The following is a 13,548-nucleotide window of genomic DNA, read 5'->3' as shown; positions in this document are numbered from 1 at the left end:
ACGGGCCGTACCGTTCAGGCGGACTTGCGTTCCTCGTCGCGTGCGGAGTCGTCTCGCTCGGCCACCCGCTGGCCGACGACGGCGGAGACGCCGTCCTGCCGCATCGAGACGCCGTACAGGGCATCCGCGATCTCCATCGTGCGCTTCTGGTGCGTGATCACGATCAACTGGCTCGACTCGCGCAGCTCCTCGAACACGGTCAACAACCTGCCGAGGTTGGCGTCGTCGAGCGCCGCCTCCACCTCGTCCATGATGTAGAACGGGCTCGGTCGCGCCTTGAAGATGGCGATCAGGAAAGCAACCGCCGCAAGCGACCGCTCTCCCCCGGAGAGCAGCGACAAGCGCTCGATCTTCTTGCCCGCCGGTTTCACCGACACCTCGATGCCCGTTGCGAGCAGGTCGTCGGGGTCGGTGAGGCGGATGCTGCCGCTTCCGCCGGGGAACAGCACGGGGAAGACATCGGAGAATGCTTGACGGGTGTCATCGAACGCCTCGGTGAAGATGCCCTGCATGCGCTCGTCGATGTCGGCGATGATCGTCAGCAGGTCTTTGCGCGTGTTCGAGAGGTCGGTGAGCTGCTCGGTGAGGAACTTGTGCCTCTGCTCGAGGGCGGCGAATTCCTCCAGCGCCAGCGGGTTGACGCGACCGAGTCTGGCGAACTTGCGCTCGGCATCCTGTAGCCGCTTCTCCTGCTCGGCACGCACGAACGGACGCTCATCGCCGTCCTCCGTCTCCGCCGCGATGGGCGCCTGCGGACCGTATTCGGCGACGAGCACGTCCTCGACCAGCCCGAGTTCGTTCCCAGCGCGCTCGAGCAGGCTCGACAGGTGCAGCTTCTTCTCGTAGATCTGCAGCTCGAGTCCGTGCACGCTCTCGCTCACGGTCTGCAGGCGATCGCGGAGGGACGCGTCGTCGCGACGCAGGGCCAGCAACTCCTCGTTCTGCCCAGCCCGTGCCGCCTCCGCCGCGGCGAGCTCTGTGCGTGCCAGGCTCACCGACCGGTCGACTGAGTCCAGCACGCCGGGCAGCACGGACGCCACGCTCTCCGCGGCATCCACCTGGTGCCTGCGGATCACCTCACGTCTCGCCGCTGCCGCCGCCGCCGCGCGCTCGCCCTCGAGACGCTGCGTGAGGGATGTCGTGCGGGCGTCCTCCGCCCGCACCCGTTCCCTGGCGGTCTCTGCCGCCAGCCTCGTCTGCACTTCGGCCTCGCGGCACGCCTCGAGCTCGGCGGAGACGGCATCCCGCTCGCCAACGTCGAGGATCGGCCGCGGTTTCGACGCGTGCGTCTCGTGGGCGCGCTTCGCCGCAGCGGCAGCGGTGTTCGCCTCCTCGGCCTTCGCCTCGGACTCGGCGATGCCGCGTGCGATGCGCTCCGCTTCGGCGCCGGCAGCTTCGACCTGAGCTGTCAGTCTGCTGCTCTTCTCCGACTGCTCGGCGAGCTGAGCATCGTAGGCACGCAGGTGCGTCAGTGCCGCCGCGGATGCCTGTTTCGCGGCGTGCAGCGCTTCTCGCTGCTCATCGTGCTCGCTCTTCGCCTTCGCGATGGCGGATTCCAGTTCCTGAAGCCTGGCCGAGGCGGCATCCCGTTCCGCGAGCAGCTCGATGCGGCCGGCGCCCTGCCCGGAGCCGCCCTTGAGGGTGTATTTGGAGAACACTTCGCCGGTACGAGCCACGAGCACAGAGACCTCGCGTGCGAGCGAGGGCCAGAGCCTCTGCGCCGTCTGCAGATCGTCGACCACGATGGCGCTGCGCAGCAGCTCACGGATGCTCGGAGTCGCCTCGACCAGCAGATCTTCGGCGATCCTCGCGCCCTTCGGAACGTTCGGGACCGCAGCGACATCACGGTCAGAAGCTGTGCCCTCGACAACGAGTTCGATCGAGCCGAGGTCCTCTGCCGATGCGAATCGTGCGGCCTCGACCGCGGCGTCGCGGTCGGAGACGAGCACGGCATCCGCGAGCGTGCCGAGCGCGGCTGCGATCGCCGACTCGTAGCCCGGCTTCACTTTAACGACGTCGGCGACGCGTCCCCTGACACCAGCACGCCCTGCGGCGATCAGCGCCGCTGAGCCGTCGCGCGCTTCGAGGGCGCGACCGAGTGCCTTCACCTGGCCCGAGAGGGCATCTCGTTCGCGCTCGAGCGTGCGCAGCTCGTCGCGGAGCCGTTCGATCTCGGCCTCCGCTTCGAACACTGCCGCTTGAGCGAGCTCGTACCCCTCGGCGAGTTCGCTCTGCGCGTCAGCACCGAGCGGAGAGTCGCCTTCGCTGTCTGCCAGTGCGTCCTCTGCTGCAGTACGTCGCTGCTCCGCTGCCTCGAGCTGGTTCTGCTGACGGAGCACCTCGCCGCGGAGGGCAGCCAGACGCTGCGCTGCGGCATCCGCCTGGCCGGCGAGCTTGGTCAGCTCGAGGTCGTGCTTGGAGACCAGTGCGCTCTGCGCCGCGATCTGCTCGTCGAGGGCGTCGAGCCGGCCACGCGCGGCACGCGTCGCGGTCTGCGCGGCCGCGACCGCGGCATCCGCCTCGCCGATGCCGTCACGCAGCATGGCCGATTCGGTCTTGGATGCCTGGATCATGTCGGGCGTCACGGTGAACGCCGACTCGGCGCTCTCGGCCTGCGAGCCGAGCAGCGCAAGACGCTGGTTCGCCAGCGTGAACAGCGACCGCAACCGTTCCTGTGCCGATTCCAGGGCGAACGCGGTGCGCCTGGCGGAGTCGACCGCGTCTCCCACCTGCTCCTGCTCGATGCGCGAGATGCGCAGTTGCTTCTGCTCCAGTTGCTCCTGAAGCACGATGCGTTCGCTGTGGCGCTGAGACTCGTCGCGCGAGTAGCCGTCGAGCGAGCCGCGCAGCGTGACGACCTCATCCGCGAGCAGTCGTGCTCTGGCATCGCGCACGACGGCGGCGATGGTCTGCGCCTCGCGCGCCACCTCGGCCTGAGCGCCCAGGGGCTTCAACTGGCGGCGGATCTCCCCCGCGAGATCGCTCAGCCTGGTGAGGTTGGTCTGCATCGCGTCGAGCTTGCGCAGCGTCTTCTCTTTACGACGGCGGTGCTTCAGGATGCCGGCGGCTTCCTCGATGAAGCCGCGTCGCTCCTCGGGGCTCGCGTGCAGCACGGCGTCGAGTTGTCCCTGGCCGACGATGACGTGCATCTCGCGGCCGAGCCCGGAGTCGCTCAGCAGCTCCTGCACGTCGAGCAGGCGGCACTGCTTGCCGTTGATGGCGTATTCGCTGCCGCCGTTGCGGAACAGCGTGCGGCTGATCGTCACTTCGCTGTACTCGATCGGGAGCGCGCCGTCGGCGTTGTCGATCGTGAGCGTGACCTCGGCGCGACCCAGCGGACCGCGTGTCGAGGTGCCGGCGAAGATGACGTCCTCCATCTTGCCGCCGCGCAGGGTCTTGACGCCCTGCTCCCCCATCACCCAGGCGAGGCCATCCACGACGTTCGATTTGCCCGAGCCGTTCGGCCCGACGATGCAGGTCACCCCCGGCTCGAAGGCGAACGTCGTCGGCTGTGCGAAGGATTTGAATCCCTTGAGCGTCAAGCTCTTCAGATGCACGCCCGACGCCCCCTTTTCTTCGCCCCGCCGGTGAGGCCGTCTCTACGGTACCCGACACCCAGGCCCGCACCGGGCAGCCGGCTGGGCCGGTCGCTCTGCCGCTCCTCCCGGGCGTTGTCCTAGGCTCGTGATCACTGGGGATCGGGGGTTCTTCGTCGTGCGAGTGATCATCGAACGCGTCGCAGTACCCGAGCGGATCGCCGACGACACGACGGGCGACTTCGTGGGCTTCGTCGACGTGGGCAACGACTGCGCGCTGCATCTGTGGCGTAACGACGACTTCGTGTACGACCCCGCCGACCAGCTCGCGTGGTACAGGCCGAGCCCGTTCCGGCTGAGGATGCTCTACCTCGCCAGACTCGACGGCGAGCCGGCCGGACGGCTGCTCGTCACCGTTCCTCTCGAGGAGGAGGCGACCACGGCGGAAGTCGAGGTGCACGTCATTCCGGCAGCGAGGCGACACGGGATCGGCACGGCGCTGCTGCGGCGCGGCGAAGACCTGGTCGGCGATGCCGGCCGCGTGGACGTCTCGACCTTCACGGAGCACGTGCTCGCGGACATCCCGTCGGGAGCACGGACGATCGCACCGGAGGCCGGTCCTGTCGGGCTGCCCGCCGACGACGACTCCGTACGCTTCGCGCTGGCGAACGGCTACGCCCTCGGGCAGGTCGAGGAGGTCAGCAGGCTGACGGTCCCGCTGCCGGATGCCGTCGCCTCCGCCCTGCAGGCGCAGGCGGACGCGCACTCCGACGGGTATCGCACCGTGACGTGGTGGCAGCACTGTCCGGAGGAACTGGTCGAGAGCTTCGCAGCAGCCAGGGCTCGAATGGTGATCGACGTGCCGCACGACGGGATCGCGCTCGACACCGAGCGCTGGGATGCCCAGCGGGTGCGCGAGGAGGAGCAGCGCTGGATCGATGCCGCCGAGCCGATGCTGGTCGCCGCGGCCGTGCGCGATGGCTCGGACGAGGTCGTCGCGTACACGATCCTGCTGGTCGCCCAGGACTCCAAGAAGGTGGAGCAGTGGGACACACTGGTGGTCGCAGCACACCGCGGCCACCGGCTCGGCCTGGCGGTGAAGCTCGCCAACCTGCGTGCTCTCGCCGAGGTGGCGCCCGGCGTCGAGCGCATCCTGACCTGGAATGCCGGGGAGAACGCTCCGATGTTGGCGATCAACGCCGCGATGGGCTTCGAGGCCTACGCCCTCGACGGCAACTGGCAGAAGAGGGTCGGCACATGACGCCCGGGACGATGCGTGCCGCCGTGATCAACGAGTGCGGACCGGCAGAATCGATCCACGTCGCGCAGATTCCGATGCCGGAGCCCTCGCCGTCGGAGGTGCTCGTGCGGGTCGGCGCGACGACGGTCAACCACGTCGACACGTTCGTGCGCAGCGGCGCGTATCGCACCGCGATGACGTTCCCGTTCGTCGTCGGCCGCGATCTCGTCGGCACCGTGGAGCGCGTTGGCGACTCGGTCGACGGTTTCCGCCGCGGCGATGCCGTCTGGTGCACGAGTCTCGGCCACCACGGGCGCCAGGGCGCAGCAGCAGAGTTCGCCGTCGTGCCGGCCGACCGTCTGTACCCGGTGCCCGATGGCGTCGATCCGATCGCTCTGGTCGCGATCGCGCATCCCGCGAGCACCGCATGGCTGGGCATCGTGGAGCACGGCGGCCTCGCGGCACACGGCACGGCGTTCGTGGGCGGAGGCGGCGGCAACGTGGGCGGCTGCGCGGTCGGCATCGCCGCCGGTGCCGGTGCGCACGTCGTCACGACGGTGGGTGAAGGCGACGTGTCCAGACTCGACGAAGCGGGCTCGGTCGCGATCGACTACCGGGCATCCGACCTCGACGAACGTGTCACGGCCGCGCTGCCCAACGGCGCGGATGTCTGGTTCGACACCTCGGGCATGCTCCGCCTCGCGCAGGCGGTGCCGCTTCTGGCCGAACGAGGACGCATCGTGCTGATCGCGGGCATCTCCCGACACGACGATCTCGCATTCGGCGACTTGTACACGCAGGACCGCAGCATCGTCGGCTTCGCGATCAGCAACGCGACCGTCGACGAGCTGCGCAGGGCATCCGATGCCGTCGGAACGGCGCTCGCTGCGGGCGATCTCCCTTCGCCCCCGATCGACCGGCTCTCGCTGGAGCAGACGGCCGACGCGCACGCCGCCCTGGAGGCCGGTGACGCCCGCGGACGACGGTTCGTGATCGCGCCCTGACCTCATCACCCCGCGAGCGCGGACCGCTCCGGGGTGCGCATCCGCTGGCAGTGCGGACAGAAGTGCGACGACCTGTTCATGAACGACGCCCGCACGATCGTCGTACCGCAGCGCGGACACGGCTGTCCCTGTCGGCCGTAGACGTTGAGGCTGTTGGCGAAGTATCCCGATGCGCCGTTCACGTTGACGTACTGGGCATCGAAGCTGGTGCCGCCCTCGGCAAGCGCCTTCTGCAGCACGAAGCGCACCTCTGTCAGCAGCTCGCGCGCCTTCCGTTTCGAGAGCGTCTGCGTCGGCTGCTCGAAGTGCATCCTGGCCGCCCAGAGCGCTTCGTCGGCGTAGATGTTGCCGACGCCGCTGATCAGCGTCTGGTCGAGCAGCGCGCGCTTGACCGTGGTGCGACGCTCGACCAGCGCCGCCAGGAAGCCCGCGTCATCGAACGCGGGATCGAGCGGGTCGCGTGCGATGTGCACCACCTGGCTCGGCACCAGCGCGAGGTCCGAGCCCACGCCACCCGCTCCGCCATCCAGCGTCGGCACCAGGGAGTCGACGGCGAGAGAGCCGAACGTTCGCTGGTCGACGAAGTGAATGGCGAGTTCGCCGTGCAGCGGATGCTCCACCACCAGCCGAACGCGCGCGTGCCGCCCAGCAGGCTCCCCCGCTTCGCGCAGCAGCACCTGCCCGCTCATGCCGAGGTGGATGAGCACCGCCTGCCGCGCTTCAGCGTCGGGTTCGAGGTCGGAGTCCAGCGGCAGCCAGAGGAACTTGCCCCGGCGGGCGGCGCCGAGCATCCGTCTGCCGGTCAGCAGCGCAGAGAAGTCGCCGAGCGCGCGGTCGTGCCGGGTGATGCCGCGTTCGTCGAGCACCTCGACCGAGGAGATGGTTGACGAGGTCGCCGCCGGCTCGAGGCCGGCGCGCACCACTTCAACTTCGGGAAGCTCTGGCACGGGGATCGCGTGCGTTGGCCAGCGTCCACGCCTTCAGCGCCGCCGCCATCTCGGCATTCTTCTTGCTCGTGCCCTCGCCATCGGCGGTCACGAGTCCGTCGACCGAAACGACGGCGTGGAAGGTCTTGCTGTGATCGGGACCGGTGTCGGTGACCGTGTACTGGGGGGCTGGCGCGCCGTTGTGCGCAGCGAGCTCTTGAAGACTCGTCTTCGGGTCCATGGCGGCGCCGAACCTGTCGGGGTCGTCGAAGAGCGGCTCGACCAGCCGAAGCACGAACTCGGTGGCCACGTCGCCACCCGCATCGAGGTACACGGCACCGATGATCGCCTCGACCGTATCGGCGAGGATCGACGATTTGTCGGCGCCGCCGCTCTGGGTCTCTCCCCTGCCGAGCAGCACGAATCGACCAAGACCGATGCCTCGCGCAACCTCCGCGAGGGCGACACTGCTCACCAGCGAGGCGCGCCGCTTGGCGAGCCCGCCCTCGTCGACCCGGGGGTTGTCACGGAACAGCTTCACCGTCACGGCCTGCCCGAGGATCGAGTCGCCTAGGAATTCGAGGCGTTCGTTCGTCGGGATGCCACCGTGCTCGTACGCATATGAGCGATGCGTGAGCGCCAGCGTCAGCAGATCGGGATCGATGTCGATGCCCAGACGCGACTGCAGGGCGGCCTGATCGGACCGCCCTGAATCGGATGCACGCCGCTCGGCCGGCTCGAAGCCGGCATTCGTCGCTGTGCGTGCCGTGTCGCCGGACACGACTTCAGACGTCGGCGACCTTGCGGCCCTTGTACTCCAGGAACAGCGGGGTACCGGCCGAGTCTTCGACGACCTTCGCGTGGTGGGGAAGGCTGTAGGTCACCTTGCCGTTCTCGACGGTCTTGACCAGGTTGGGAACCTGGGCCTTCCACTGTGAACGCCGGGAGTGCGTGTTGGAGCGCGACTTCTTCCGCTTCGGAACAGCCATGATCTCTACTCTTCTCTGTCTGGGGCGCCGGCACCGCCGGCTACGTCATCGGAAGCGGGAAAGTCCGCGAGCGCAGACCAACGCGTATCGATGGTCTTGGTTGGTTCGCGATCCGGCAGATCGGCAAGCCGTTCACCCGTCTCGGGATCGAGACCTGGGCAATCCGGCCGGCACACCGGCTGGAACGGCAGTGACAGCACCACCGCATCCCTGACGAGAGGTTCAAGATCCACGTGGTCGTCGTGAACCTCAAAGTCAAAAGCTTCCCCAGAAGAATACGCGAAAAGCTCTTGGAAGTCGATTTGGACGCTCTGGGCGATGTCGATCAGGCAGCGGCCGCAGACACCCGTTGCGACGGTCGACGCTTCCCCGGAGACGAGGATGCCCTCGTGCACGGATTCGAGTCGAATGTCGAGGTCGATTGCAGTACCGGCGTCGACGCTGATCAGTCCTTCGCCGAGTTTTTCAGGCGAGTCGATGACGAGCGACTCTTCACGCATCTCGCCCGGACGGTGCAGAAGGTCGCGCACGTTGATGGAGTACGGATTGCGCACGGAAGCAGACACGAGCGCCAATACTATCGCGGTGTGCCGCTGAAACGCTCGGTCACCTCGAGCACGTGTCTAGCTGCTGAACCGCGCGGCGCCCGGCGATCTCATGCGCCCCTCGAACAGCGAGACCGGTACCAGCAGCGCGCGCGCGCGACGTGCCCATCCGGCGGTCGCCGCGACGGCGGAGATCACGGCTGTGACGTCGTCCGCGAGCTTCGGATCGGCGTAACCACCGGTGCGTGGAGCGAACCTGTCGCGTTCGACGGCATCGATGAGTTCGTCGAGTGCAGCGGATGCCGCGGCGCGGGCATCCGCATCCGGCACCGCCCCTGCAGCCTCATCCCACGTACGTCTCAGACGGCCGGCGAACACCCTCGGGGTTTCGGTGGCCGGCACCGCCAGGCCGAGATCGAGGCAGGACGCGCGCAGTTCCGTCCACGCCGTCGAGACCTTGCCGCCGCCGTTGCCGACGGACGCCAGCCGCCTCGCTCTCAGGCGCCGGCGCACGATCGACGGTGCGAGCAGCAGGGCGAGCACCACGAGCACCACGGCCGCGACGCTTCCGCTCGAGGAGATCGCAGTCGCGGTCGGATCATCGGTCGTGCCTGTCGACGCAGGAGTGTTCGTGTCGAGCTTCAGCCCGTTGCCGGCGGAGGGAGTCGCCGTCGAGGTCGTCGTGGTCTGCGTCTGAGTCGTCGTCGACGTGCCGTAGTCCGGCACGGTTCCACGGCCGACGGTCGGCTCGAACGGCACCCAGCCGACTCCGGGGAAGAACAGCTCCGGCCACGCGTGGAGATCGTCGGAGCTGATCGAATAGACGGCCTTCGAGCCGGAGACACCGGTCTGAGTGCCGGGAAGATAGCCGACGGCGATCCTCGCCGGGATGCCGAGGTCGCGCGCCATGAAGGTCATGGCCGCCGCGAAGTGCACGCAATAGCCGGCCTTCTGCTCGAGGAACGTCGCGATCGTGCCTGGGGTGTCTCCGTCGTATCCGCCGTCCTTCGGAGCGGTCAGCGAGTAGCGGAACTCGCCATCGTGGAAGTAGGCCTGCAACGCCACGGCCTTGTCATAGGGAGTCTTCGCGCCCGCCGTCACCGACCTCGCCGTCGCGGCGATGATCGACGGGGAGCTGGACGGAACGAGCAGGTCGTTCTCGACCGAACCCGGATAGTTCGTTCCCGCTGACCGCAGTTGTCTGGCGGTCGGTTTCAGATCCCGCGAGGTGACCGTGTACTGCTGGTTCACCGTGGTGGCCGTGTAACCGGCGATCGTGAGGTCCTTCTGCTCCCATCCCCAGCTTCCGTTGAGTCCCGCAACGCTCTTGACCGGATAGGGCGCAGGCAGCCACTCGCTCGTCATGTTGTGCACCTGCACGTCGGTGGTCACCTTCGTCGACTTCACCTTGTCGGTGAGTCCAGGGGTCTTCGAGATCGAGGTCGAGGACGTGAAGAACGTGGAGGCGGAGCGCTGGTGTCGCCATACGGCGCCCGAGAAGGCATCGAGCGTGGTCATCTGCAGATAGGCGGGCGTCGCGTCGGTCGTCGTGTAGTCGATCACGGTCACGGGCAACGGGCGACGCAGGTCGGCGCCGAGATCGATCAGCGGGCTGACGCCCTGGCCGAACAGCACGCCGGATGCCGGTATCGCCTGTCGTCCCACCTGCTGGAACCCGGGCGCCGTCGTTCCGATCACGAGAGCGACCACGATCGCACCCGTCGCGATGGCCAGCGACGCCCCGGTCTCGGACCCGGCACCGCGCGTGGTCCGTACGTCGGCACGCAGGAGTAACAGGTAGGCGACCAGGCAGAGCACGAGGGCCAGAGGCGAGAGACCGCCGTCGAGCAGGGCTGCCGGTGCGCTGAGCGCGGCGACGACGAGCACCCCGACGAACGCCGGGCGGTGGAGGACGACCGCGAGAAGATCAGCCGTCCAGGCGATGACACCACCTGCCGCAACGAGCAGGAAGAGGAACTCCGGCAGCGGATCGGCGGGCACTCCCTGGTTGTAGAACGACACCCTCGCCTGGTTGATGAGCTGCGTGAACTCCGTGGCCGTCGCGGGAGTGGGAATGAAGCCGAGCACGGCGGATCCGGGCGCGAAGAGCGCAGTGACGAGGAAGACGAAGGCGACGAGCGACGCGATCGGCGCGACGGCGCGGGGCAGGCGCACGAGACGGCATCCTGTTGCGACGCCGAGCACCACCACCGAGACGAGAATGAGCTCGAGCCACCAGCCTGCGCCCGTGATAAGCCCGCCCAGCGCGACGGTGAGTGCCACCATCACGGCCGACAGAGCCAGGCCGAGCCTCAGATCGGCCGCGATCTGCGAACGCTGCCGGCTGTCGCCCGCCGGCGTCGTCTGCGACGTGGTCGTGCGCCACGATCCGAGCGGGGAGCGATGTTGCGTGCCGACGACTTCAGCCATGGCGCGCCGTCCTCGACCGGATGCCCGCCCGCTGCCAGACCGCTTCGGGCGAGTCGTCAGGCGCGACGTCGACGCACGTCCATCCCCTGCGCTCGAAGTGCTCGCGCAGGTCGGGCCGATCCCCCACGAAGAATACGACAGCCGGGTCGCACAGGATGCGCAGGGCCGAGACGGCGGCCAGTTCGTCGCGATCACCGTCGACCACGACCACGAACGCCGGCACCGCCTGGGGGTTGCGCCGCAGAGCAGCCGAGAGCACGCCTGCCGGGTCGGCGTTCCCCTTGGACGTCTGGCTCACGCCGGCGAGTCCGGCGAGAAGCGTCTGGCCGCCTCCCGGCGGGTCGTATGCGGCGACTGGAAGTCCGCCGATCCCCGCTCTGCCCGTCCCGGCGCGCCCCAGCATCTGGATCGGCGCCGTCTCCACGACACCCAGCACGAACCCCTGAGCGACGAGGTGGGTCCCGATCGATGCGAGCAGGTCGACGGCGGCCTCGAAGCGCGGATTGCGGGCATCCGCGTGCAAGATGTGGTGCTCTGGATGCGGCCCCTGATCGGTGTCGAACAGAACCCAGGTCTCCGGATTGCTACGAGGCTCCTCCTGACGCACCATCAGCTTGTCGTGCCGCGCAGTGGCCCTCCAGTGCACCCTGCGCAACGGATCACCGGGGCGATACTCTCTGGCGATCAGCTCGTCGGCGTTCGGGATGCTGTGTTTGACCAGCTCGTGCTCGTAGCCCTCACTGCGCGACAGCTCGAACTCCGCCTGCCCCAGATCGCGCGCCCTCGGCACGACGATCAGCGGCTTCGACGCTCCGATCGCGTACAGGCACCGCACGAGTCCGAACGGATCGGTGCGCTCCAGCAACAAGGGGCCGACGTCGTACACGCCTCGTGCCGCGGCCTTGATCGAATATCGCACGACGACGCTGTCGGATCGATCCCTGCTCGCGCGAGCGTGCTCACCAAGCTGCGGAAGCGCGGAGAAGCCGGATGCCTCCAGCGGCGCAGGGCAGGCATCCCGCCATCGCAGGCCGGGCGACTTGCGATTCGCCTCGTTGCGTACCAGGAGTGCGACGTTCGCGGTCTCGCCGACGACCACCAGGTCGGACTCGAAGGTGCGGCTGACGCTGATCCACGGCCGGTCGATGGTGACGGCAATGGCCGCCGCGAGCGGAAGCAGCACGAGCACGATGCCGAGAACGAGCAGATCGACGCGCCCGAGCACTGCGGCGCCCACCATCGCGAGCGCACCCGCGAGGGCGATTCCGGCGCCCCGCCAGGTTGGTCTCGGCCGCTGCGCTGCTGACCAGACTCGAGTGGCCCTCATGTCGTCAGGCTACTTCTGCTGCCCCGTCGGCACCGGCGTCGCCGCCACGACTCTGGCGACGATCTCGGACAGCACGGCAGTGCGTTCGTGGTGCTGTCCCATCGCCCTGCTTGTGGGCAGCAGGCGATGCGCGAGCACCGGAATCGCGAGGTCGTCGATGTCGTCGGGAAGCACGAAGTCACGTCCCGCCAGGGCCGCCCTCGCCTTGGCGGCGCGCACCAGCTGCAGCGTTGCCCGCGGGCTCGCACCGAGCCGCAGATCCGGGTCTTCGCGCGTGCCGTGCGCGATCGCGACCGCATACTGCTTCAGGGCATCCGAGGCGAACACGCGACGCGCGAGGCTCATCATCTGCCGCAGGCGCTCGGTCGAGACCACGGCGCCGATGCGCGCGAGCGGGCTGGACGTGTCACGTCCGGTGAGCATCTCGATCTCGGCCTGCTCGTCGGGGTAGCCCATGGCGATCCGGGCCATGAACCGGTCGCGCTGTGCCTCTGGCAGCTCGTAGGTGCCCTCCATCTCGACCGGGTTCTGGGTCGCGATCACAATGAACGGATCGGGCAGCGGATAGGTGGAGCCGTCGACGGTGACGTGTCGCTCCTCCATGCACTCCAGCAGCGCCGACTGCGTCTTCGGACTCGCCCTGTTGATCTCGTCGCCGATGACGATGTTGGCGAAGACCGCCCCTGGCTTGAACTCGAACCGGCGATCGGGCTGGTTGTAGACCGAGACGCCGGTGACGTCGGAGGGCAGGAGGTCGGGTGTGAATTGAATGCGGCTGACGCTGCTGTCGACGGACTTCGCCAGTGCCTTCGCCAGCATGGTCTTTCCGACTCCTGGCACGTCCTCGATGAGCAGATGGCCCTCGGCGAGGAGCACGGTCAATGCGACCCGCACCGCCTCGTGCTTGCCGTCGATCACCGCCTCGACGTTGGTGGCGATCTGCTCGGCGACCGTCTGAAGCTCTTCGGGTGTCATGTCGGGGTCGACGTCGTCGGCGGCCGACGCGGCATCCGTCGGTTGTTTGGTGGGCAGACTGTTCATGGCTCCTGCAGGTACTCGTACACCGCACGCGGAACGTACGGGCTCACGTCGCCGCCCAGCGCGGCGACCTGACGCACCAGTGAACTCGACACATGCGCGTTCGCCGGATTGGGCAGAATGAAGACCGTCTCGACGCCGGCCAGGTCTCGGTTCACGATCGCCATCGGCGTCTCGTAGGCAACGTCGACCTGCGAACGGATGCCCTTGACCAGGGCCTTCGCGCCGACGTCTGTGCAGTAGTCCACGAGGAGGCCGACGCTCCACGCCGCAACGACGATGTTCGGCGGCAGCCGTTCGTCGGCGATGGAGCGCTCGATCAGAGCCACGCGCTGCGCGATCGGCAGCATCGCGTCCTTGTCGGGGTTGTGCACCACCAGAACGTGGATCTCGTCGAACAGGCGCGCAGCTCGTCCGATCACGTCGAGATGCCCGAGGGTGACGGGGTCGAAAGAACCAGGGACAACGGCGATCCTGTTCATAGGGCTCCAGGATAGCCGGGCGAGGTTATCG

Annotated in this window: 11 protein-coding genes; 2 read left to right on the top strand and 9 right to left on the bottom strand. The window is 68.2% G+C overall.

The annotated features are described in order from the left end of the window. Positions 1–14: 14 nt before the first annotated feature. Entirely contained in the window at positions 15–3,557 is a 3,543-nt protein-coding gene (gene smc / locus MJ603_RS15190) for a chromosome segregation protein SMC (protein ID WP_243064593.1), read from the bottom strand. A 127-nt stretch (positions 3,558–3,684) separates the two neighbouring features. On the opposite strand from smc, the gene MJ603_RS15185 reads away from it, so the two are divergent. Beyond that, complete coding sequence (locus MJ603_RS15185) at positions 3,685–4,797, top strand: GNAT family N-acetyltransferase (protein ID WP_243064592.1); 1,113 nt, start codon at positions 3,685–3,687, stop codon at positions 4,795–4,797. After that, the gene (locus tag MJ603_RS15180; protein ID WP_243064591.1) at positions 4,794–5,780 is read left to right on the top strand and encodes an NADPH:quinone reductase; all 987 of its coding nucleotides are present in this window, start codon (positions 4,794–4,796) and stop codon (positions 5,778–5,780) included. The genes MJ603_RS15185 and MJ603_RS15180 overlap by 4 nt, the downstream gene beginning before the upstream one ends. Positions 5,781–5,785: 5 nt before the next feature. Here the strand turns inward: MJ603_RS15180 and mutM are convergent, their stop codons facing one another. The 8 genes from mutM to coaD all read right to left on the bottom strand — a co-directional run bounded on the left by mutM (position 5,786) and on the right by coaD (position 13,517). Beyond that, a complete protein-coding gene (mutM, locus tag MJ603_RS15175; RefSeq protein ID WP_243064590.1) occupies positions 5,786–6,727 on the bottom strand; it encodes a bifunctional DNA-formamidopyrimidine glycosylase/DNA-(apurinic or apyrimidinic site) lyase in 942 nt (313 codons plus the stop codon). Further along, complete coding sequence (rnc, locus tag MJ603_RS15170) at positions 6,705–7,394, bottom strand: ribonuclease III (protein WP_243064756.1); 690 nt, start codon at positions 7,392–7,394, stop codon at positions 6,705–6,707. The genes mutM and rnc overlap by 23 nt, the downstream gene beginning before the upstream one ends. A gap of 97 nt (positions 7,395–7,491) precedes the next feature. Further along, the gene (gene rpmF / locus MJ603_RS15165) at positions 7,492–7,695 is read right to left on the bottom strand and encodes a 50S ribosomal protein L32 (RefSeq protein ID WP_243064589.1); all 204 of its coding nucleotides are present in this window, start codon (positions 7,693–7,695) and stop codon (positions 7,492–7,494) included. A 5-nt stretch (positions 7,696–7,700) separates the two neighbouring features. Further along, complete coding sequence (locus tag MJ603_RS15160) at positions 7,701–8,195, bottom strand: DUF177 domain-containing protein (protein WP_243064755.1); 495 nt, start codon at positions 8,193–8,195, stop codon at positions 7,701–7,703. 123 nt (positions 8,196–8,318) lie between these two features. Continuing rightward, complete coding sequence (locus MJ603_RS15155; RefSeq protein WP_243064588.1) at positions 8,319–10,670, bottom strand: DUF3488 and transglutaminase-like domain-containing protein; 2,352 nt, start codon at positions 10,668–10,670, stop codon at positions 8,319–8,321. After that, positions 10,663–11,997, bottom strand: coding sequence for a DUF58 domain-containing protein (locus MJ603_RS15150; protein WP_243064587.1), 1,335 nt, complete (start codon positions 11,995–11,997; stop codon positions 10,663–10,665). Before MJ603_RS15150 ends, MJ603_RS15155 begins: the two co-directional genes overlap by 8 nt. A 9-nt stretch (positions 11,998–12,006) precedes the next feature. After that, a complete protein-coding gene (locus MJ603_RS15145; protein ID WP_243064586.1) occupies positions 12,007–13,038 on the bottom strand; it encodes a MoxR family ATPase in 1,032 nt (343 codons plus the stop codon). Continuing rightward, positions 13,035–13,517 carry a pantetheine-phosphate adenylyltransferase gene (gene coaD / locus MJ603_RS15140; protein WP_243064585.1) on the bottom strand — a complete coding sequence of 161 codons (483 nt, stop codon included), beginning with the start codon at positions 13,515–13,517 and terminating at the stop codon, positions 13,035–13,037. Before coaD ends, MJ603_RS15145 begins: the two co-directional genes overlap by 4 nt. Positions 13,518–13,548 lie beyond the last annotated feature (31 nt).

The organism is Humibacter sp. RRB41, assembly GCF_022761015.1.
Lineage (GTDB): Bacteria > Actinomycetota > Actinomycetes > Actinomycetales > Microbacteriaceae > Humibacter.
This window is presented reverse-complemented; position numbering and strand designations above follow the sequence as displayed.